General features: G+C 71.0%; 15 protein-coding genes. 6 read left to right on the forward strand and 9 right to left on the reverse strand.

Annotation, left to right across the window (positions count from 1 at the left end):
- Positions 1-1,702 precede the first annotated feature (1,702 nt).
- The gene (locus OG504_RS27360) at positions 1,703-2,815 is read right to left on the reverse strand and encodes a LacI family DNA-binding transcriptional regulator (RefSeq protein ID WP_078622773.1); all 1,113 of its coding nucleotides are present in this window, start codon (positions 2,813-2,815) and stop codon (positions 1,703-1,705) included.
- Positions 2,816-3,345: 530 nt separating this feature from the next.
- Between OG504_RS27360 and hisC the strand changes: the two genes are divergently transcribed.
- The 6 genes from hisC (at position 3,346) to OG504_RS27390 (ending at position 13,964) form a co-directional block, all read left to right on the forward strand.
- A complete protein-coding gene (gene hisC / locus OG504_RS27365; RefSeq protein ID WP_405992189.1) occupies positions 3,346-4,425 on the forward strand; it encodes a histidinol-phosphate transaminase in 1,080 nt (359 codons plus the stop codon).
- A 281-nt stretch (positions 4,426-4,706) separates the two neighbouring features.
- Complete coding sequence (locus tag OG504_RS27370) at positions 4,707-6,215, forward strand: cytochrome ubiquinol oxidase subunit I (RefSeq protein ID WP_405992190.1); 1,509 nt, start codon at positions 4,707-4,709, stop codon at positions 6,213-6,215.
- 21 nt (positions 6,216-6,236) lie between these two features.
- Positions 6,237-7,241, forward strand: coding sequence for a cytochrome d ubiquinol oxidase subunit II (gene cydB, locus OG504_RS27375; protein WP_405992191.1), 1,005 nt, complete (start codon positions 6,237-6,239; stop codon positions 7,239-7,241).
- 132 nt (positions 7,242-7,373) lie between these two features.
- Positions 7,374-10,871, forward strand: coding sequence for a thiol reductant ABC exporter subunit CydD (cydD, locus tag OG504_RS27380; RefSeq protein ID WP_405992192.1), 3,498 nt, complete (start codon positions 7,374-7,376; stop codon positions 10,869-10,871).
- 60 nt (positions 10,872-10,931) lie between these two features.
- Entirely contained in the window at positions 10,932-12,620 is a 1,689-nt protein-coding gene (locus OG504_RS27385; RefSeq protein WP_405992193.1) for a GAF domain-containing protein, read from the forward strand.
- A gap of 300 nt (positions 12,621-12,920) precedes the next feature.
- Positions 12,921-13,964 carry a M23 family metallopeptidase gene (locus OG504_RS27390; RefSeq protein WP_405992194.1) on the forward strand — a complete coding sequence of 348 codons (1,044 nt, stop codon included), beginning with the start codon at positions 12,921-12,923 and terminating at the stop codon, positions 13,962-13,964.
- A gap of 61 nt (positions 13,965-14,025) precedes the next feature.
- On the opposite strand, the gene OG504_RS27395 is transcribed toward OG504_RS27390, so the two are convergent.
- From OG504_RS27395 to OG504_RS27430, 8 genes are all read right to left on the reverse strand, one after another.
- Positions 14,026-14,913: a Cof-type HAD-IIB family hydrolase gene (locus OG504_RS27395; protein WP_405992195.1), complete on the reverse strand. Its 888-nt coding sequence runs from the start codon at positions 14,911-14,913 to the stop codon at positions 14,026-14,028.
- A 117-nt stretch (positions 14,914-15,030) separates the two neighbouring features.
- Positions 15,031-15,933, reverse strand: a complete 903-nt coding sequence (locus OG504_RS27400) for an LLM class flavin-dependent oxidoreductase (RefSeq protein WP_405992196.1) — start codon at positions 15,931-15,933, stop codon at positions 15,031-15,033.
- Between the two features lie 42 nt (positions 15,934-15,975).
- The gene (locus OG504_RS27405) at positions 15,976-16,422 is read right to left on the reverse strand and encodes a hypothetical protein (RefSeq protein ID WP_405992197.1); all 447 of its coding nucleotides are present in this window, start codon (positions 16,420-16,422) and stop codon (positions 15,976-15,978) included.
- A 79-nt stretch (positions 16,423-16,501) separates the two neighbouring features.
- Positions 16,502-17,050 carry an RNA 2'-phosphotransferase gene (locus tag OG504_RS27410; RefSeq protein ID WP_405992198.1) on the reverse strand — a complete coding sequence of 183 codons (549 nt, stop codon included), beginning with the start codon at positions 17,048-17,050 and terminating at the stop codon, positions 16,502-16,504.
- Between the two features lie 122 nt (positions 17,051-17,172).
- Entirely contained in the window at positions 17,173-18,087 is a 915-nt protein-coding gene (locus OG504_RS27415) for a MerR family transcriptional regulator (protein WP_405996441.1), read from the reverse strand.
- A gap of 107 nt (positions 18,088-18,194) precedes the next feature.
- Entirely contained in the window at positions 18,195-19,082 is an 888-nt protein-coding gene (locus OG504_RS27420) for a metal-dependent hydrolase (protein WP_405992199.1), read from the reverse strand.
- Positions 19,079-20,836, reverse strand: a complete 1,758-nt coding sequence (locus tag OG504_RS27425) for an SDR family oxidoreductase (protein WP_405992200.1) — start codon at positions 20,834-20,836, stop codon at positions 19,079-19,081. Before OG504_RS27425 ends, OG504_RS27420 begins: the two co-directional genes overlap by 4 nt.
- The gene (locus OG504_RS27430; protein WP_405992201.1) at positions 20,833-21,675 is read right to left on the reverse strand and encodes a M24 family metallopeptidase; all 843 of its coding nucleotides are present in this window, start codon (positions 21,673-21,675) and stop codon (positions 20,833-20,835) included. Before OG504_RS27430 ends, OG504_RS27425 begins: the two co-directional genes overlap by 4 nt.
- Positions 21,676-21,693 lie beyond the last annotated feature (18 nt).

A 21,693-nucleotide genomic window follows, 5' to 3' on the forward strand; every position in this document is an offset into this window, starting at 1 on the left:
CGATCGCTTGTGCGGGGTGGCGGGGGTGTCGTTTCGGGGTGGGATCGCCCGCAGGTGTGTGGTGGGGGCGGGGTGTGGTCGCCCGCCGGGGGTGGTGGGTGGGGTCGGGGCCGTGGCGGTACGGCGAGGCCGCCGCTTGCGGGGTCCTTCGGTTTGTCACCACGGCTGGACGGGTTGGTGCCGGGTACGCGGCGGGCTGCGCCGTACCGCCACGACCCGCTCCCGGTTCGTCGGCGGCTGCGGGCGAGTGGGTGGCGAGTGGGGGGCTCTGCGGGGCACTGGGCTTCGCGGGCCGCTTCCGTGGGGCTGGTTGGGTGGGGCTTGTTCGGGGGTGGTGGGGCGCTCCGTGGGGCTGGTGTGGACCGGCTGATCGGGGTTGGTGCGGGCTGACTGGCTGACGTGGGTGCCGATTGCCTGGTTGGCGTTGGTGCCGGTCTTCCACTTCTGGGGGCGGTGGCGGCGGGCTGTTCGTCGTGGGTGCCGATCGCCTGTCCGGTGCTGGTGCCGGTCGTCCACCTCGGTGCCGATATCGGGATTCTGCTCCGGGCCGGCTGCCTGCGGTTCGTCGGTGCTCAGTGCGTGCCCTGTCCGTCACGGTGCTGGTCTCAGCGCTGGTCTCACCGCCGGTTCAGTTGGTCTTGGCAGCGGTGTTGACCGGGTGTCCGGCGCTGGTGTTGGGCGCCCGCTTCGTTGCCGGTCCCCAGTGCGCGCCCTGACCGTCAGGGGGCCGGTTCGGCGGTCCGCCTTGTGGGCCCCGGGTACGGTCGCCTGGCCGGCGTCGGTATCGATCCCGACCGCTGGCCGGCCTGCCTACCAGGGTGCCGGATCCACCGCCCGCCCCGCAGGCCCCGGCACCGACCGACTGTCCGGCGTTGGTACCGGGCCCGACTGCCGTCCTTGCCCGCGGGGGCGCAGGCCTCACCGCCCGCCGGGCCGGCCCCGGCGCCGAGTGGGAGTCCCGGCGGCGGTTCGGCCCGCCACGGGCACCTGAGGGGGCCTGCGCGCCGCGGGCCCGAGAGGAGTCCCCGTTACCGCTCCGGCCACCCCCATGGCGCCTGGCGGCACCACCCCGGCTGCGCCTGTGGCACCCGGCGCGAGTACTCCGGTCCCTGACCGGACCGGGGTGGCGGGGCGGACCGGGGTGGCGGGGCGGACCGGGGTGGCGGGGGCGGACCGAGGTGGCGGGGGCGGACCGAGGTGGCGGGGGCGGACCGAGGTGCCGGGCAGGACCGGGTTGCCAGGCAGGACCGGGTTGCCAGGCCGGACCGGGTTGCCAGGTGGAAGTCCCGGCCCAGTTCCGCTCGCGACGGCACCCGAGGCTCGCCCTGGGACCTGAGGTGAGCCTCGGCACCCGAGCTGACCCTCGACGCCGGGACCCCGGCGGCAACTCGACGGGAGCCCCCGGCACCGCCCCCCACGGCCACCCGGAACAAGCCCGGCCTCCGCTTCCGCCCGATCACGGCACCCTGGGGAAGTCCGAGCACCGCCCCGACCGCCACCAAGCCCCGAGCCCGCCTGGTACCGCCGCACCCCGCCCAGTGCCCGGAGCGAACCCAGCCGCCCCGCCTCCGTCCGACCACAGCCCCCGATGCAACCCCTACCCCTCACCCCCGCCCGAGCCCACACCCACCCGGACGGCACCGACCCCCGGGGGCGCCCCCGTCCCCCCGGGGCACCCCCGCCCCCTCGGGACACCCCGCCCCTACTTCCCCTCAGGCGACCGAGGTGGACTGACAGTCGTTCTCGGCGGGCGCCGTTGGGACGACGTCCGCACGATCAGCTCCGTCGGTATCACCTGCTCGATCGGCAGGTCGGACTCGACCCCCTCGATCGCGTCGATGAGGAGTTGGACGACCGCCGTACCGATCCGCCGCGGCTTCAGCGACAGCGTCGTGACCGGCGGCTCGGTGTTCGCGTACACCGTGGACTCGCTGCAGCACACGAGCAGCAGATCCTCCGGCACCCGCATGCCGTACCGCCGCGCCGCCGCCAGCAGATCCGTGCCGTTGGGGTCGAACAGGCCGTAGACCGCGTCGGGCCGGTCGGGCCGGGCGAGCAAACGGTCGGCGGCGACGGCTCCCGCGCACGGATCGTGCGCCGGGTACGACTCGTACACCGGATCCTGGCCCACCCGCTCGCACCACCGGAGGTACGCCGTGGTCGAGAGATGCGTGTACGTGTCCGTGCTCGTGCCCGTGAGCAGGCCGATCCGGCGGGCGCCGGCGTCGGCCAGGTGGTCCAGGATGCCCAGGACCGCGGCCTCGTGATCGTTGTCCACCCACGCGGTCACCGGGAGCGAGCCGGCCGGGCGGCCGTCGGAGACGACCGGTAAACCCTGCCGGACGAGCTCGCTGACCACCGGGTCCTGGTCGGACGGGTCGATGACGACCGTGCCGTCCAGGGCGACGTTCGACCACACGTCGTGGCGCGAGGTCGCGGGGAGGATCACGAGGGCGTAGCCGCGGGCGAGCGCGGCCGAGGTGGCGGCCCGCGCCATCTCGGCGAAGTACGCGAACTCGGTGAAGGTGAAAGGTTCATCCCCGTACGTCGTCACGGTCAGGCCGATGAGGCCCGACTTGCCGGTACGGAGTGTGCGAGCCGCCGCTGAGGGCCGATAGCCCAGCCGGTCGGCGACTTCTCGGACATGGCGTCGGGTGGCGTCCGGGAGCCGGCCCTTGCCGTTGAGGGCGTCGGAGACGGTCGTGATGGAGACTCCGGCCGCGGCGGCCACGTCTCTGATTCCCGCCCGGCCCGGCCGGCTTCCTCGACGAGAGGTTTCCGCGCGGCTCACCTGGTGCTTCCCTGCTGCTGTCATGGCGAGCCGATAGTAGGGCTCATGCGGTGGGGTAGTGCGGACGCATATGCACGCGTTGACAGGCACGTTTCTGCAAGGTCAGAAGGGGTCAACTGCCTTAGAAACAAAGTCAGTTAAACGATGCGATGGCATTACGTGACTTGTCGGCGCGCATGGGCCTGCCAAGACCCCCATGTTTCGAAGAGGTCTCAACTCACCTGCACGAGGGATGCGCGCCACGGCGCGAGCTACCGGCGCATAGATATATGTACAGCGCGCCCCCGGTTCGTGCGCCTTCGTGCGGTGTTGCCCCTGATGCGTATGTGACGCGTGGGGCGATCTCGGGAGACGCCGGAAGACCGTTCACGCGGGCGTCGATCGGACGCCGGTGACTGATCACGCGGACGCCGGAGGCTGCTCATCCTGATGCCGGAAGCCGCCCGCTCGTACCGGACCCCCGTACCGCACCTGTACGCACCACCCCCGAATCCTCATAAGGTGAGCAGTATTGGTAGCCGGTGGTGCCGGTGGTGGTCACAAGGAGGACTGCGGTGAGCGAGACGAGCCCGAAGCTGCGCGCCGAGCTGGAGGGTATCCCCACCTACAAGCCGGGCAGGCCCGCCTCGGCGGACGGTCCGGTGGCCTACAAGCTGTCCTCCAACGAGAACCCGTACCCCCCGCTGCCCGGCGTGATGGAGAGCGTCACCGCGGCCGCCCAGAACTTCAACCGGTACCCCGACATGGCGTGCACCGGCCTGATGAACGAGCTGGCGGAACGGTTCGGCGTCCCCGTCTCCCACCTGGCCACCGGCACCGGCTCGGTCGGCGTCGCCCAGCAGCTGATCCAGGCGACCGCCGGCCCCGGCGACGAGGTCATGTACGCCTGGCGCTCCTTCGAGGCGTACCCGATCATCACCCGGGTCAGCGGCGCCACGGCCGTGCAGGTACCGCTGACACCGGGTGACGTGCACGACCTGGACGCGATGGCCGACGCCATCACCGACCGCACCCGGCTGATCTTCGTCTGCAACCCCAACAACCCCACGGGCACGGTCGTCCGCCGGGCCGAGCTGGAGCGCTTCCTGGACCGGGTGCCCGGCGATGTGCTCGTCGTCCTGGACGAGGCGTACCGGGAGTTCATCCGCGACATGGAGGTCCCGGACGGCGTCCAGCTCTACCGCGACCGGCCGAACGTCTGCGTCCTGCGGACCTTCTCCAAGGCGTACGGCCTCGCCGGCCTGCGGGTCGGTTTCGCGATCGCCCACGAGCCGGTGGCCGCGGCGCTGCGCAAGACGGCCGTGCCCTTCGGGGTGAGCCAGCTCGCGCAGGACGCGGCGATCGCCTCGCTGCGTGCCGAGGACGAACTGCTCGGCCGCGTCGGCTCGTTGGTCGGCGAGCGCACCCGCGTGGTCGACACGCTGCGCGCCCAGGGCTGGACGGTCCCGGAGACCCAGGCCAACTTCGTGTGGCTACGGCTGGGGGAGCGCACGCTCGACTTCGCGGCGGCCTGCGACCAGGCGGGCGTGGTGGTACGGCCGTTCGCGGGTGAGGGTGTGCGGATCACGATCGGGGAGACCGAGGGCAACGACATCTTCCTGAAGGTGGCGGAGGGGTTCCGCAAGGAGCTCTAGCCGTCGGCGGCGGGTGGTTCGTCACCACTGCCGATGGGTCGTTCGTCACAACCGCCGATGTGAGGGTTCGTAACGAGTGACGTCAGGGGGGTTGCCTCAGGGGGACTCCCCTCCGTAATGGGCCTCCGAGCGGGACCCCCCTTCCGCTGCCGAAAATCCGTACGTCATAATAGCTTGTGAATGTGAACGCGTTCACAAGCGTGTCCCAGTTCGTCCCATGATGCGTGCGATAAAAGGGGCAAACTGCCGCTGTACCACGGCGACATAAGGAGACCGACGACGTGGAAATGGCTCTGGCGCCAGAGACACTGGCGCGATGGCAGTTCGGCATCACCACCGTCTACCACTTCCTGTTCATCCCCCTGACGATCTCGCTCGCCGCTCTCACGGCCGGGCTGCAGACCGCGTGGGTGCGCACGGAGAAGGAGAAGTACCTCAGGGCCACCAAGTTCTGGGGCAAGCTCTTCCTGATCAACATCGCCATGGGCGTCGTCACGGGCATCGTCCAGGAGTTCCAGTTCGGCATGAACTGGTCCACCTACTCGCGGTTCGTCGGTGACATCTTCGGTGCCCCGCTCGCCTTCGAGGCGCTGATCGCGTTCTTCTTCGAGTCCACCTTCATCGGGCTGTGGATCTTCGGCTGGGACAAGCTGCCCAAGCGGATCCACCTGGCCTGCATCTGGATGGTCTCGCTCGGCACGATCCTGTCGGCGTACTTCATCCTCGCGGCCAACTCGTGGATGCAGCATCCCGTCGGCTACAAGATCAACAAGGCGAAGGGCCGTGCCGAACTCACCGACTTCTGGCACGTGCTGACCCAGAACACCGCCCTCGCGCAGGCCTTCCACACGCTCTCCGCGTCGTTCCTGACCGGTGGCGCGTTCATGGTCGGCATCGCGGCCTTCCACCTGTTCCGCAAGAAGCACATCGCGGTGATGAAGAGCTCGCTGCGGCTGGGCCTGATCACCGTCGCCATCGCCGGCCTGCTCACCGCCGTCAGCGGCGACACCCTCGGCAAGGTCATGTTCAAGCAGCAGCCGATGAAGATGGCGTCCGCCGAGGCGCTGTGGGACGGCCAGAACTCCGCGCCGTTCTCGATCTTCGCCTACGGCGACGTCAGCAAGGGCCACAACTCCGTCGAGCTGTCGATCCCCGGGATACTGTCCTTCCTCGCCGACGACGACTTCAGCTCCTACGTCCCCGGCATCAACGACACCAACAAGGCCGAGCAGGCCAAGTACGGTCCCGGCGACTACCGGCCCATCATCCCCGTCACCTTCTGGGCGTTCCGCTGGATGATCGGCTTCGGGATGGCGTCCTTCGTCATCGGCCTGGCCGGACTCTGGCTGACCCGCAAGAAGTTCATGCTGCCCCAGCATCTGCGGGTCGCCGAGGACGAAGTGCCGAACGTCGTCCTCTTCAAGAAGAAGGCCCTCGGCCCGAAACTCACCAAGCTCTACTGGCTCGTGTCGATCTGGACCCTCGGCTTCCCGCTGATCGCCAACTCCTGGGGCTGGATCTTCACCGAGATGGGCCGCCAGCCCTGGGTCGTCTACGGCCTCTTCCAGACCCGTGACGCGGTCTCCCCCAGCGTCTCCCAGGGCGAGGTCCTCACCTCGATGATCGTCTTCACCTCGCTCTACGCCGTCCTCGCCGTCATCGAGGTCAAGCTGCTCGCGAAGTACGTCAAGGCCGGCCCGCCCGAACTCACCGAGGCCGACCTCAACCCGCCCACGAAGATCGGCGGCGACTCCCGTGACGCCGACAAGCCGATGGCCTTCTCGTACTAGGCCGAGGGAGCTGCAACAGTCATGGAACTGCACGACGTCTGGTTCGTCCTCATCGCCGTCCTGTGGACCGGCTACTTCTTCCTGGAGGGCTTCGACTTCGGGGTCGGCATCCTCACCAAACTGCTCGCCCGCGACCGCACCGAGAAGCGGGTCCTGATCAACACGATCGGCCCGGTCTGGGACGGCAACGAGGTCTGGCTCCTCTCGGCCGGCGGCGCGACCTTCGCCGCCTTCCCCGAGTGGTACGCCACCCTCTTCTCCGGCTTCTACCTCGCCCTGCTGATCATCCTGGTCTGCCTGATCGTCCGGGGCGTCGCCTTCGAGTACCGGGCGAAGCGGCCCGAGGAGAACTGGCAGCGCAACTGGGAGACGGCGATCTTCTGGACCTCGCTGCTCCCCGCGTTCCTGTGGGGCGTGGCCTTCGGCAACATCGTCCGGGGCGTGAAGATCGACAAGAACTTCGAGTACGCCGGTAACTTCTGGGACCTGCTCAACCCGTACGCGATCCTCGGCGGCCTGGTCACCCTGACCCTCTTCACCTTCCACGGCGCGGTGTTCACGGCCCTCAAGACGGTCGGGGACATCCGGACCCGGGCCCGGAAGCTGGCGCTTCAAGTCGGCCTCGTCACCGCCCTGTTGGCGCTGGCCTTCCTGATCTGGACCCAGGTCGACAGCGGTGACGGCAAGAGTCTGGTCGCGCTGATCGTGGCCGTCGTCGCGCTCGTCGCGGCGCTGGGGGCGATCCAGCTGGGCCGTGAGGGCTGGTCGTTCGCGTTCTCCGGCCTGACCATCGTGGCGGCCGTCGCGATGCTCTTCCTGTCGCTCTTCCCGAACGTCATGCCGTCCTCGCTCAACCCGGACTGGAGCCTCACGGTCACCAACGCCTCGTCGAGCCCGTACACCCTGAAGATCATGACCTGGTGCGCGGGTATCGCCACGCCGATCGTCCTGCTCTACCAGAGCTGGACCTACTGGGTGTTCCGCAAGCGGATCGGCACGCAGCACATCGCCGAAGCCGCGCACTGAGTCTGAGAGCCGAGTCCGCGCACTGAGTCCGACTTGGGGCATGTTTCACGTGAAACATGCCCCCTTGGGCCCGCCGAGAAGTCGGAACCCGCTGCGAAGTCGGGGACCTCCCGAGAAGAGGGTGTGTTTCACGTGAAACCGATCGACCCACGTCTGCTCCGCTACGCCCGCGCCACCCGCCTCTTCCTCATGGCGGTCGTCGGCCTGGGTGCTGTCGGTGCGTTGCTGGTCATCGCCCAGGCGATGCTCATCGCCGAGGTCGTGGTCGGTGCCTTCCAGCACCGGATGTCCGTCGGTGAACTCGGCACTCCCCTGCTGCTGTTGGTGGCGGTCGCCGTCGGCCGCGCCCTCGTCTCCTGGCTCACCGAACTCGCCGCCCATCGCGCCAGCGCCGCCGTGAAGTCGGAGCTACGGCGACGGCTGCTGGAGCGTTCCGTGGAGCTGGGCCCCGGCTGGCTGAGCGGGCAGCGGACCGGTTCGCTGGTCGCCCTCGCCACCCGGGGCGTCGACGCCCTCGACGACTACTTCTCGCGCTACCTCCCGCAGTTGGGCCTCGCGATCGTCGTCCCGGTGGCGGTGCTGGCCCGGATCGTCACCGAGGACTGGGTGTCGGCGGCGATCATCGTCGGCACACTCCCGCTCATCCCGCTCTTCATGGTGATGATCGGCTGGGCCGCGCAGTCCCGGATGGACCGGCAGTGGCAGTTGCTGTCCCGCCTGTCCGGGCACTTCCTGGACGTGGTCGCGGGCCTGCCCACCCTGAAGGTGTTCGGGCGGGCCAAAGCACAGGCCGACTCGATCCGGCGCATCACCGGCGAGTACCGCCAGGCGACCATGCGGACGCTCCGGATCGCGTTCGTCTCCTCCTTCGCCCTGGAACTTCTCGCCACCCTCTCCGTGGCCCTGGTCGCCGTGACGATCGGCATGCGCCTCGTCCACGGCGACATGGACCTCTACGTCGGCCTTGTCGTCCTCGTTCTGGCCCCCGAGGCGTATCTGCCGCTGCGTCAGGTGGGCGCGCAGTACCACGCGGCGGCGGAGGGCCTCGCGGCGGCTGAGGAGATCTTCGCCGTACTGGAGACGCCGGTCTCGGCCTCGGGCACCGAAGAGGTGCCGTCGGACGCCCTGACCTTCGAGGGCGTGACGGTCCGCTATCCCGGGCGGTCTGCGGACGCCGTGTCGGACGCGTCCTTCGCCGTGGCACCCGGAGAGACGGTCGCCCTCGTCGGCCCGAGCGGCTCCGGCAAGTCCACGTTGCTGAACGCCCTGTTGGGGTTCGTACGGCCCACCGAGGGTCGGGTACGCGTCGGGGGAGTCGATCTCACCGACGTCGACCTGGAGCGTTGGCGGTCGCGGATCGCCTGGGTGCCGCAACGCCCACAGCTGTACGCCGGGACGATCGCCGAGAACATCCGGCTCGCCCACCCCGACGCCGACGACACCGCCGTACGGCGGGCGTTGACCGATGCGGGCGCCCTGGACTTCGTGGACGCGTTGTCCGAGGGCATCGGGAGCGTGCTCGGTGAGGACGGGGCCGGGCTGTCCGCCGGGCAGCGGCAACGGCTCGCCCTCGCCCGGGCCTTCCTCGCCGACCGGCCCGTCCTGCTCCTCGACGAACCGACGGCAGCGCTGGACGGAGCGACCGAGGCCGAAGTGGTCGAGGCGGTACGGCGGTTGGCGGTCGGGCGGACAGTGCTGCTCGTGGTGCACCGGCCGGCCCTCCTGGCGGTGGCCGACCGGGTGGTGCGGGTGACGGAGGGCGTGGCTGCGATTCACGCGGAGGCCGCGCCGACGCTCGCCGACATGAACCCGGTCTCGTCGGAGGTGCCGGTGGATTCTGCTGTCGCCGACGAGCCCGAGACACGGCTCGCGGCGCACACGGGTGGTGTCCTCGCCCGGGTCCGTGCCATGTCCGGTGCCCGGCGCGGTCGCCTCGCCCTGGCGCTGTTGCTCGGAAGTCTCGCGCTGGGCAGTGCTGTTGGGCTCATGGGTACCTCGGGGTGGCTGATCTCGCGGGCCTCGCAGCAGCCGCCCGTGCTGTACCTGATGGTGGCCGTCACGGCGACCCGGACCTTCGGGATCGGGCGGGCCGTTTTCCGGTACGCGGAGCGGCTCGTGTCGCACGACGCGGTGCTGCGGATGCTGGCCGACACCCGGGTCGCCGTCTACCGGCGCCTTGAGCGGCTGGCGCCCGCCGGGCTGCGCGACACCCGTCGCGGCGATCTGCTGTCCCGGCTCGTCGCCGACGTGGACGCGCTCCAGGACTACTGGCTGCGCTGGCTGCTGCCCGCCGGGGTCGCGGCCGCCGTATCCGCGGCGACGGTCGGCTTCACGGCCTGGCTGTTGCCCGAGGCCGGTGCCGTCCTCGCGGTCGGTCTCCTCGCGGCCGGTGTCGGCGTCCCCCTCGTGACCGGCGCCGTGGCCCGCCGTGCCGAACGGCGCTTGGCCCCCGCCCGCGGAGCACTCGCCACCCGCGTGACCGAACTGCTCACCGGAACCGCCGAGTTGACGGTCGCCGGTGCGCTGCCCGCCCGTACGGCGGAGGCCAAGCGGGCCGACAGCACGCTCACCCGGATCGCCTCCCGAGCGGCCACCGCCACCGCCCTCGGCGACGGACTCACCGCGCTGATCTCGGGCCTGACCGTCGCCGCCACCGCGCTCGTTGCCGCCCAGGCCGTCACCGCGGGGCGGCTCAGTGGCGTGTTGACGGCGGTCGTCGTCCTCACCCCGCTCGCCGCGTTCGAGGCCGTCCTCGGACTGCCCCTCGCCGTGCAGTACCGGCAGCGGGTCCGCAAGAGCGCCGAGCGCGTGTACGAGGTGCTCGACGCTCCCGAGCCCGTACGCGAACCGGAGCGGCCCCGCCAGGCGCCCGCGACACCCTTCCCGCTCGTCGTGCAGGGACTGGCCGCCCGGCACACCGGGCAGGACCGGGACGCGCTCGCCGGGCTCGCCCTGACGTTGGAGAAGGGGCGCCGGGTCGCCGTCGTCGGGTCCTCCGGGTCAGGCAAGACGACGCTGGCGCAGGTGCTGCTGCGGTTCCTCGACGCGGACGCCGGCACGTACACGCTGGCCGGTGTGGACGCGTACGCCCTGGACGGCGACGACGTACGACAGCTCGTCGGGCTGTGTGCGCAGGACGCGCACCTCTTCGACAGCTCGGTGCGCGAGAACCTGCTGCTCGCGAAGAAGGACGCGACCGAGGACGAACTGCGGGGCGCGCTGGCGCGGGCCCGGCTGCTCGACTGGGCCGACGGGCTGCCCGAGGGCCTGGACACGCTGGTCGGTGAGCACGGGGCGCGGCTGTCCGGTGGGCAGCGGCAGCGGCTGGCGCTCGCCCGCGCGCTGCTCGCCGACTTCCCGGTCCTCGTGCTCGACGAGCCCGCCGAACACCTGGACCTGGCGACCGCCGACGCGCTCACCGCCGATCTCCTGGCCGCCACGGAGGGCCGTACGACCCTGCTCATCACCCACCGGCTCGCGGGCCTGGAGGACGTGGACGAGGTGATCGTGCTGGACGAAGGACGGGTCGTGCAGCGGGGGCCGTTCGCCGGACTGGCCTCGGTGGAGGGGCCGTTGCGGGGGATGGCGGAGCGGGAGGCGGAGTCGGAGCTGCTGGTGGCGGCCGGTTAGGGGTCCGGTGGCCGAGCCGCTCGACTTTCCGTGAGAAAGGGGACTAATTAGGCTCGATGTATGTCAGCCGCCCCGCGCCCCGGTCCCCCGCCGCCACCCGCCCCGGGACTCTCGGCCGAACTGGCCCTCCGCGTCCCGCAGTTGCTGGAGGCCATGCGGTCCGTGGGGAGCGGGCTCGAACTGCACTCCACACTGGAGCGGATCTGCGAGGCGGCGGCCACGCTGACGGACGCCCGGTACGCGGGGATCGGTGTCGTCGACGAGGACGGCGACGCCCTCGCCGACTTCGTCTTCCACGGCGTCGGCGCGGAGACCGCGCGGCGCATCGGGCGGCTGCCCGACGGGCACACGGGCCTGCTCGGCGCGCTCATCCGGGAGCCCGATCCGGTACGGCTGACTGATGTGACCGAGGATCCGCGGTCCTGGGGTTTCCCCGAGCACCATCCGCGGATGCGTGCCTTCCTCGGCGTCCCCATCCGTGTCTCGGGGGAGGTCTTCGGCAACCTCTATCTGGGCGAGAAGCGCGGCGGAGACCCCTTCAACGACTACGACGTCAGCATGGTCCGGGTGCTGGCGACCGAGGCCGGTATCGCCATCGGCAACGCCCGGTTGTACGAGGCCGCCAAGCAGCGTGAACGGTGGATCGACGGGTCGGTGGCCGTCACGACCGCGCTGCTGTCCGGCGGGGACGCCGAGGACGCGTTGCAGGTCGTCGCGGAACGGGCCCGCAGGCTCTCCGGTTCGGCGGCCGGGATCGTGCTGCTGCCCGCCGCCGAGGGCGGCATGGAGATCGTCGCCGTGTCCTCGGAACAGCCGTCGGACCAGCTCGGCAGGGTCGTCGCGCCGGACAGCGAGATCATCGCGCAACTCCTCGACGGACAGCCGGTGTTCGTGGCGGACGCGGCCACCGATCCCCGGATGATCAGCGCCCTCGCGCGCGCGTACGGACCGATCATGGCGCTGCCCCTGCAGAGCGGTGGGCGCGTCCTGGGGGCCCTGGTCACACCCCGCGCGCAGGGCGAGCGGCCCTTCACGGAGGCGGAACGCACGCTCGCGATCCAGTTCGCCTCGCAGGCCGCGCTCGCGCTGATGATGGCCGAGGCGCAGCGCGACCGGGAACGGCTCGCGGTGTACGAGGACCGCGACCGTATCGCCCGTGACCTGCACGACCTTGTCATCCAACGGCTGTTCGCCACCGGGATGATGCTGGAGAGTGCCCAGCGCGGGTCGCTCGTCCCCGAGGTGCGACACGGCGTGGGCAACGCCGTCGACGAACTCGACGTCACCATCCAGGAGATCCGCACCGCGATCTTCGCGCTCCAGCAGGGCCCCGCCGAGGCGCCCTCCGGGCTGCGCACGCGGGTGCTGCGGGAGATCAACATGGCGGCCGTGCCGCTCGGCTTCAAGCCCGGGCACCGTTTCGTCGGCGCGGTCGACACGACGGTCGGCGACCTCACCGGCAAGAACCTCATCGCGGCCCTGCGCGAGGCCCTCTCCAACGCGTTCCGGCACGCGGAGGCGGCCCGGATCGAGGTCGTCGTCGACGCGACCGCGACCCTGCCGGACGGCCGGCCCGGCGTACGGCTCACCGTCGCGGACGACGGCGTCGGCATCCCCGCGGGCGGTCGGCGCAGCGGCCTGAAGAACCTCAAGCGCCGGGCCGAATCCCTGGGCGGCGACAGCTGGTACGGCCCGGGTATCGGCGAGGACGGCGGCGGCACGACGGTGGCGTGGCAGGCGCCCCACTGAGCCCCGGCCGGGACTCTGTCGGGTGCGGCTTTGGCTGAGCCCTGCCGGGACTCTGTCGGGTGCGGCTTCCGCTGAGCCCTGCCGGGACTCTGTCCGCCGTGACTCCCGCCGAGCCCCGTCAGACACCCGTCCGGTGTGGCTTCCGCTGAGCCCGTCAGACACCCGTCCGGTGTGGCTTCCGTCGAGCCCTGTCGGGCACCTGCCCGCCGTGGCTCCCGCTGAGCCGTTCGCAGCAACGCGTCCCCCATGCGTACGACTTGAACAGGGCCTTCGTCCCGCGCGCGGGTCACGATCGCTGACATGCGCTCATCTCGCCGTCACCCGCTGCTCGTTCCGGTGCTGCTGTGCGCGCTCGCCGTCCTGGCGGCCCGCCCCGGCGACGACGACACCCACACTGCCGCCGGTGCCAGCGGGGAGGTGGCGCGGCTGTACCAGGACGCGGCCGTCGCGGCGCAGCGGTACGAGGCGGGTCGGCAGGCGGCCGACGCGCAACGGGCCCGCGCCCAGCGGGTCGAGGCTCAACTGGACCGCGAGCGGCGGGAGATCGCACGGCTGCACGAGGACCTGGGCCGGATCGCCCGCGCCCAGTACCGCAGCGGAGGCGGTATTCCGATGGCTGCCCGGATCATCCTCGCGGACAGCCCCGAGGACCTGATGCGCGATCAGCACGTCTTCTCCCAGGCGGATCTCGCCGTCGGCAACGCGATCGGCAGGAGCCACCGGGCCGAGGCACGGCTCGCCGGTGACGAGGTGAAGGCCGCGTCGGCCTGGCGGACGCTGGAGAAACGGAACGCCGAACTCGCCGACCTGAAGCAGGGCATCCAGCGGAAACTCGAGGAGGCGCGTGGGCAGTTGCAGGGCCAGGCGGACGCCTCGGTCGCGGCGGGCAGCTGCCGGGGCGCCGTCCGCCTCGACCAGCCGCCGATCCGGGTCACCGACCCGTGGGTCGCGCCGGTGGAGACCGTCGAACTGTCCGCGGGCTTCGGCAGCGGCGGCTCCCGCTGGGCGAACCGGCACACCGGCCAGGACTTCGCGGTCCCCATCGGCACGCCGGTGCGGGCGGCCGGAGCGGGTCGCGTGGTGCGGGTGTCCTGCGGAGGCGCCTTCGGCATCGAGATCGTCATCGAGCACCCGGGCGGCTACTACACGCAGTACGCCCACCTCGCCGCCGTCACCGTCGACCAGGGGGACCGCGTCACCACCGGCCAGTGGATCGCCCAGTCCGGCACGACCGGCAACTCCACCGGCCCGCATCTGCACTTCGAGGTGCGGGTCACCCCGGACATGGGATCGGCGGTCGACCCGCTGCCCTGGCTGGCACAGCGAGGAGTCCCGCTCGGCTAGGGCACTCGTCGCTCGCGTAAGGAGCGCGCTCCAGGACGACGCCAATTACTGCCGGCCGCCGCTACCGCCGTTCGGCCAGCATCCGCTCGATCACGACCGCCACACCGTCCTCGTTGTTGTCGACGGTCCGTCCCGACGCCGCCGCGAGCACGTCGGGGTGCGCGTTGCCCATCGCGTACGACCGTCCCGCCCAGGTGAGCATCTCGACGTCGTTCGGCATGTCCCCGAAGGCGACGACCTCCTCGGGCGCGATACCGCGCTCCGCGCAGCACAGGGCGAGGGTGCTGGCCTTGGAGACGCCGGGCCCGCTGATCTCCAGCAGGGCGCTGGGGCTGGAGCGGGTGACGTTCGCGCGGTCGCCGAGGGCGAGACGGGCGAGGTTCAGGAAGACGTCCGGGTCCAGCTCGGGGTGGAACGCGAGGATCTTCAGCACCGGCTCGTCGGCCCCCGGGGCGTCCGGCGCGAGGAGTTTCTCGGCGGTGGCGAGGCTGTCCGGTATCTCCATGTGCAGCTTCGGATACGCCTGCTCCTGGTAGAAGCCGTACGTCAGCTCGATCGCGTACACCGTCCCGGGCGCCGCCTCGCGCACCAGGCGTACGGCGTCGAGGGCGTTCTCCCGGGCCAGTTCGCGGACCTTCACGAAGCGGTGGGCGCCGGGGCCGCCGTGCAGGTCGACCACGGCGGCGCCGTTGCCGCAGATCGCCAGGCCGTGGCCGTGGACGTGGTCGCTGACGACGTCCATCCAGCGGGCCGGGCGGCCGGTGACGAAGAAGACCTCGACACCCGCCTCCTCGGCTGCCGCCAGGGCCGCCACCGTGCGGGGGGACACCGACTTGTCGTCACGCAGCAGAGTGCCGTCCAGGTCGGTGGCGATCAGCCGTGGCGGGACGGCGGAGGCCGGGGTCTCGGGCTGTCGAGTAGCTGAGGTCACCGGGCCATTCTCCCGCATATGTCCGTACGGCTGTGCGGGAGAGTGCACAGGTGAGTGGATACCGCCCCTACCAGGGCCGTTGTACTCCACGCTCCTGACAGGGGCAGGGGCAGGGGCAGGGGCAGGGGTGCCGACTCAGCGGAGCTGTGCCGGAGCCTCCATGGCGATCTGCTCGAAGATCTTCTCGTCCGCGGCGAAGTCGGAGTCCGGGATGGGCCAGTGGATCACGATGTCGGTGAAGCCCAGTTCCTGGTGCCGGCCCGCGAAGTCGACGAAGGCACCGAGGGACTCCAGCGGACGGCCGCGGTCCGGGGTGAAACCGGTGAGCAGGATCTTGTCGATCCCGGCCGCGTCCCGGCCGATCGCCGCACAGGCGTCGGCGAGCTTGTCCACCTGCCCGCGAATGGCGTGAACCGACTGCTCAGGCGTGCCGTTCTCGAACAGCTTGGGGTCACCGGTGGTCACCCACGCCTGTCCGTACTGAGCGGCGAGCTTCAGCCCGCGCGGACCGGTGGCGGCCACCGCGAAGGGCAGCCGGGGCCGCTGCACACAGCCCGGGATGTTGCGTGCCTCGTGCGCCGAGTAGAAGTCCCCCACGTACGACACCGAGTCCTCGGTGAGCAGCCGGTCCAGCAGCGGCACGAACTCCCCGAACCGGTCGGCACGCTCCCGCGGGGTCCACGGCTCCTGGCCCAGCGCGGTGGCGTCGAACCCGGTACCACCCGCACCGATCCCCAGCGTCCCCCGCCCGTCGGAGACGTCGTCCAGCGTGATGAGTTCCTTGGCGAGGGTCACCGGGTGCCGGAAGTTCGGCGAGGTGACCAGGGTGCCCAGCCGCATCCGCTCGGTGACGGCCGCGGCGGCGGTCAGCGTCGGTACGGCGCCGAACCACGGGCCGTCCCGGAAGGTGCGCCAGGACAGGTGGTCGTAGGTGAAACCGGTGTGGAAGCCGAGCTGCTCCGCGCGCTGCCAGGACTCGCGGCTCCCCTCGTTCCAGCGGCGGTACGGGAGGATCACGGTGCTCAGGCGCAGGTTCATGGTTTCCAGGCTAGGCGTCTGTCCGTGTTTCACGTGAAACCGTCACCGTATGCGGCTGTTCAGCCACGGTGTGAGGACGATCATCGAGATCCACTCCTTGTGCGTCCGGTCGCCGGGCAGGGGGACGACCAGGTTGCAACTGGGCGGGAAGCTGCGGGCCTTGACATAGGCGTGGCCGTCGAAGACGGACCGGAGGAAGGCGGGGACGTCGTCGCGGGCGATGTCGGGGCAGTCGATGCCCTCGACCGTGATCAGCGCGTCGTCCTCGGGATAGAGCCGCACGCTCACCCGGGGCACTCCACCGAACTCGGCGAAGGCCTCGTGCGGGAGCGAACCGTCCGGGTCGGTGGTGACGCCGAACCCCGCGGAGGTACGGCGGGAGGTCTGGTCGGCGCCGATGTCATGGGTGACCTCGATCTCGCGCCCGTACTCGGACGCGATCGCGCGTAGGGCGGTGACGGCGGCCTCGGTGCTGTGGAAGTGGTCCATACCACTGAATCATGCCGGGGGTGACGCGGCCGGAGCCATACCGGGGCGGTACTTCTCGGTGTCTCGGGCCGTGCGGGGGTCAGTGCGACTCGGGAAACCGCAGGTACCGCACGGGTACCGCCTCCGTGAGCCACACCCCGTTCTCGCTGACCCGGAACACCAGGCCGTCCTTGTGCATCGCGCCCGCGTCCGCGGAGAGCACGACGGGGCGGCCGCGGCGGGCGCCGACACGGGTCGCGGTCTCCCGATCGGCGGAGAGGTGCACGGCGTGGCGGTTCATGGGCCGGAGCCCCTCGGCCCGGATCGCGTCCAGGTTGCGTGCGACCGTGCCGTGGAAGAGGTACGGCGGCGGGGTGGCCGGGGGCAGTCCGAGGTCGACCTCGATGCTGTGGCCCTGGCTGGCGCGGATACGGGTGCCCTCGATCGCGAAGCGGCGTTTGTCGTTCGTGGCCACCACGTGGTCGAGTTCCTCGCGGCTGAACCGGAACCCGTGTGTGCCACAGGCGGCGATCAGCGTGTCGATCTCGACCCAGCCGGCCTCGTCGAGGGTGAGCCCGATCCGCTCGGGCTGATGGCGCAGATGCTTGGAGAGGTACTTCGACACCTTCACGGTGCGTCTTTCATCCATCCGGTCAGCATGACGGGAGAGACGTGGATCACGCACTTTATTTTGTGGCCGATGTTTGATCCACAACCAACTGTAGTTATCCACAGGGGAATTGGCGATTCTGTGGACAACTCCCTGTCATGTCACACCTGTTCGTCAAGATCAGCTGGGGGCCCACCCCTTGGCATGAGCGCATCCAACGCCCTTGCCCGCAGCTCCCGTTCGGCCGCCAGCGCGATGAACTCGCCCGCCTTCTCCGTCCCAACCAACCCCTCCACGGCCCGCATTGTCGTCTCGGGCACGGCCACGGAACGTGACGAGGACACGGGGCGTGAAGGTTCCGCCGCACCGAGGTGCCGGCGCAGCGAACGGTTGGCGAACAGGCGCATCGCCCGGGCGAGTTCGGCGTCCACCGTCTGCTGCGCGAGGGGCCGCAGTCGTCGTACGAGAGAGGCCGCCTCCGTGGCATCCGCGTCCGTCGGACGGTGCGAACCGTCGAGGTAGCGGGCGAAGACGTGTTCGGTGGTGAACTCCAGGAAACGGGAGGCGATGTGCTCGACCTGGACCCTCAACTCCCTTAGGTGGGAAGAGATCGCGGGGAGCGGAACCCCCGAGGCGTACAACTCGACGGCGACCGCCAGCTCTTGGGGGCTCGGTACGAGGAAGGAGTCGGTGTCTCCGGGGACCGGTTCCAGTACGCCGAGTTCGACGGCCTCGGCGACGGCCGCGTCGTCCGGGCTGCCGCCGAACCGCTGCTCCAGCTCGGCACGCGAGATCCGGACCGCCTGCTCGTCCGTCCACGGTCCGTCGACCTCGGCGGCCAGCCCGAGCACCCCGCCCAGCCCCCGGCCCGCGTCCCAGGCGTCCAGCAACTCCTTGATGGACGCCAGGCCGTAGCCGCGGTCGAGGAGGTCCGCGATCTGCCGGAGCCGGGCGAGATGGACGTCGGCGTACACGTTGGCCCGGCCCCGCCGCTCGGGGCGGGGGAGCAGACCGCGGTCCTGGTAGGCACGGATCGTCCGGACGGTGGCGCCGCTGAGATGCGCGAGGTCCTCGATGCGGTAGGCGGCCTCGCGGGGTCCGGAGCCCGGACCCGACCCGGCCCCCGAGCCGGAGCCGACCGTTCCCCTCGCCCCGCGTCCGCCGCCCCCGCCCACCCCGGACCTCACGCAGCCCCCGCCCGAGCCGCCGGTGAGCGCTTCAGGTACTCCACCGCCCGGTTCAACGACCCCTCCCGCGACGGATGGTAGGAGCGGCGCAGATAGCGGGGGACGGCCGCGCCGAGCGATCGCCAGGTGGGCAACAGGCCTTTGCGTACGGCCCTGTTGTGCTCGGTGAGCGAGTAGCGGACGCGGCCCGCGAGTTGGGGGTCGTGGCGGATCAAGTAGGCGGTGCCCCAGGCCCACAGGGACAGCATCACGGGCGCGGTGACCGCCATGCCGGCGACGCGGCGGGCGTAGCGGGGGAGGCCGTGGCCTCCGCAGTGCTGGAACATGTCGTAGGCGACCGCGCGGTGTTCGACCTCCTCGGCGCCGTGCCAGCGCAGCAGGTCGAGCATGATCGCGTCGGCGCCGGACCGGTCGAGGGCGTCGGCGGCCAGGATCCAGTCGCCCAGCACCGCCGTGAACTGCTCGATCGCCGCGACGACCGCCAGCCGGAAGCGCAGCCACTCCCGCTCCGGCAACGGCGCGCCGAGCGGCGGGCGTTCGCCGAGGAGCCGTTCGAAGAGGAAGTCGACGTGCCGGGTGAAGTCGGCGGTGTCGAGCCGCTGGGCCGCGAGGTGGTCCAGCACGTGCGCGTGCTGGACGCTGTGGGTGGCCTCCTGGCCCATGAACCCCTTGACGTCCGCGCGGAGTTCGGGGTCCCTGACCAGCGGCAGGCCCTCCTTGAAGACCTTGACGAACCACCGCTCCCCCGCCGGCAGCAGCAGATGCAGCACGTTGATGACGTGGGTGGCGGTCGGCTCGTCCGGTATCCAGTGCAGCGGTGTACGCGACCAGTCGAAGGAGACCCGGCGCGGGGCGATCGCGTGCTGCTCGTTCTCGGAGGTCACAGCGGCGGCTCCAGGCGGGCCATCGCCCGCAACGCGCGCGGGGCGAACCGGGACATCAGATGGGCGCCGCGCGCCTCCGGGGTGACGGGTACGACGGCCTCGTTGCGGACGACGGCCCGCAGGATCGCGTCGGCGACCTTCTCCGGCGGGTAGTTGCGCATTCCGTAGAGCCGCGCCGACTTCTTCTGGCGCCGTTTCTCCTCGGCGGCGTCGACCCCGGCGAAGTGCGCGGTCGAGGTGATGTTGGTGTTGACGAGGCCGGGGCATATCGCCGAGACGCCGATCCCCTGGCCGGACAGTTCCGCGCGCAGGCACTCGCTGAGCATCAGTACGGCGGCCTTGGAGGTGCTGTAGGCGGGCAGCACCTTGGAGGGCTGGAACGCCGCCGCCGAGGCCGTGTTGACAATGTGGCCGCCCTGGCCGCGGTCGGCCATCTGCTTCCCGAAGAGGCGGCAGCCGTGGATCACCCCCCACAGGTTGACGTCCAGGACCTTCTTCCAGTCCTCCGGGGTGGTGTCGAAGAAGGAACCGGAGAGTCCGATTCCGGCGTTGTTCACGAGCACGTCCACCACGCCGTACTCGGCGGCGACCTTCGCGGCGAGCTTCTCCATGGCCTGCTCGTCGGAGACGTCGACCGTCTCGGCCCAGGCCTCGGGGGCGCCGATCAGCCGGGCGAGTTCGGCGGTACGGGCCGCGCTCTCCGTGTCCCGGTCGACGGCCACCACGCGTGCGCCGGATTCGGCGAACGCGAACGCCGTGGCCCGCCCGATGCCGCTGCCCGCGCCCGTGACCAGCACGAGCTGCCCGCCGAACCGCTCGACGTACTTGCCGGTCGCCGGCGTCGACCTGGGCCGCTCGCCTTCATGGGTGGTCACGAACTCCGTGATCCAGGACGCCAGTTGATCGGGCCGGGTGCGCGGGATCCAGTGCTTGGCGGGCAGCGTGTGGCGCACCGCCCCCGGCGCCCACAGCTCCAGTTCGTCGTAGAGCTTCTCGGAGAGAAACGCGTCCCCGAGGGGCGTGACGAGCTGCACGGGCGCGTGCGCGTACGCGTCGGGGCGTGGCCTGCGAAGCCTGGCGCGGATGTTGTCGCGGTACAGCCAGGCGCCGTGGGCCGCGTCCGTGGGGAGCGACGGGGTCGGGTAGTCGCCGCTGGGGACCTTCTCGACGCGTTCCAGGATCTTCGGCCAGCGCTTGCCCAGGGGGCCGCGCCAGGCGAGTTCGGGCAGCACGGGCGTGTGCAGCAGGTACACGTACCAGGACTTGGCGCCCTGGCCGAGGAGTTGGCCGACGCGGCGTGGGGTGGGCCGGGTCAGGCGCTTGTTGATCCAGTGCCCGAAGTGGTCGAGGGACGGCCCGGACATCGACGTGAAGGAGGCGATCCGGCCCACCGTGCGCTCGACCGTGACGAACTCCCAGGACTGCACCGAGCCCCAGTCGTGCCCTACGAGGTGCACCGGCCGGTCCGGGCTGACCGCGTCCGCGACCGCCAGGAAGTCGTCCGTGAGCTTCTCCAGGGTGAACCCGCCCCGCAGCGGCTCCGGTGCCGTCGACCGGCCGTGGCCCCGGACGTCGTAGAGCACGACGTGGAAGCGGTCCGCGAGGCGGGACGCGACCTCGGACCACACCTCCTTGCTGTCGGGGTAGCCGTGCACCAGGACGACCGTGGGGCGCGAGGGGTCCCCCAACTCGGCCACGCACAGCTCGACTCCGCCGGTCCGCACCCAGCGCTCGCGCGCACCCTCAAGCGTCATTTGTCCTCCGCCCAGCGCCGCACGTGCGGCAGATCGTCGTCGAGCCAGAAGGCGCTCTGTTCGGGGTCCCTGGAGTCGGTGACGACCAGGATCTCCTCGAACTTGGCGCCCGTGCCGCGGAATCCGAGATGCGGTTCGACCGCCCACAGGCCCGGGTGCGGGGGATGGTCGGAGAAGCGGTACGGCGACCAGAGCGGGGACCAGCCGTCGCGGTGGCCGTGCAGCGCGTCGCTCGCGAGACCCTTCAGGGACTGCGTGCCGAACCCGAACACCCGTGGGGACCAAGGGCGTTCGGCGACCCGGTCGACCTTGTGCGCGATCACTCCGAAGGGATACGCGCGGTGCCGGTTGGCGTACCCCTGGCGGACCATGAGGCGGTCCACATCCTCGTAGATCTCGCGCAGCGGGCGCCGCTCGCGCACCTCGCGCAGGAGCAGCGCGCGGTGCGCCTCCAGGTCGGCCATCAGCCGGTCCTGCACCGGGTTGGCGCCCAGGGAGCCCGAGTAGCCGATGTCGGCCGTGAAGCCCTTGTACACGGGGGCCATGTCCAGGATGAACGGCATCCCGGGCTCGAGCCGGCGGCCCGTGGGGAAGAACTGCAGCGGCACCCGGAAGTTCGTGAACGCCGTGCGGTCGCCGAACCAGGCGAAGGGCAGATGGAACCAGTCGCTCACACCCCGCGCGCGCAGCCACGACCGCTGCATCCGCGCCGCGTCGCGCTCGGTCACCCCGGGCTCCAGCCGGGCCGCCACGGCCTCGGCGCATTCGTACGCCAGCCGCTGGACCTCCCTGAACCCCCGCAGCTCCGCGGAGAGTTCGCGTGTCACCGCCGTAGTCATGCCACCGCCCCACCTGTC

Source organism: Streptomyces sp. NBC_00986 (assembly GCF_045162565.1).
Lineage (GTDB): Bacteria > Actinomycetota > Actinomycetes > Streptomycetales > Streptomycetaceae > Streptomyces.

Excerpts from the sequence above, each read along its gene's own strand:
- cydB (WP_405992191.1), top strand. The coding sequence starts at position 6,237 with ATGGAACTGCACGACGTCTGGTTCGTCCTCATCGCCGTCCTGTGGACC.
- OG504_RS27395 (WP_405992195.1), bottom strand. The coding sequence starts at position 14,913 with ATGCGGGAGAATGGCCCGGTGACCTCAGCTACTCGACAGCCCGAGACC.
- OG504_RS27430 (WP_405992201.1), bottom strand. The coding sequence starts at position 21,675 with ATGACTACGGCGGTGACACGCGAACTCTCCGCGGAGCTGCGGGGGTTC.
- OG504_RS27405 (WP_405992197.1), bottom strand. The coding sequence starts at position 16,422 with ATGGACCACTTCCACAGCACCGAGGCCGCCGTCACCGCCCTACGCGCG.
- OG504_RS27410 (WP_405992198.1), bottom strand. The coding sequence starts at position 17,050 with ATGGATGAAAGACGCACCGTGAAGGTGTCGAAGTACCTCTCCAAGCAT.
- OG504_RS27360 (WP_078622773.1), bottom strand. The coding sequence starts at position 2,815 with ATGACAGCAGCAGGGAAGCACCAGGTGAGCCGCGCGGAAACCTCTCGT.
- OG504_RS27385 (WP_405992193.1), top strand. The coding sequence starts at position 10,932 with ATGTCAGCCGCCCCGCGCCCCGGTCCCCCGCCGCCACCCGCCCCGGGA.
- OG504_RS27425 (WP_405992200.1), bottom strand. The coding sequence starts at position 20,836 with ATGACGCTTGAGGGTGCGCGCGAGCGCTGGGTGCGGACCGGCGGAGTC.
- OG504_RS27400 (WP_405992196.1), bottom strand. The coding sequence starts at position 15,933 with ATGAACCTGCGCCTGAGCACCGTGATCCTCCCGTACCGCCGCTGGAAC.
- OG504_RS27390 (WP_405992194.1), top strand. The coding sequence starts at position 12,921 with ATGCGCTCATCTCGCCGTCACCCGCTGCTCGTTCCGGTGCTGCTGTGC.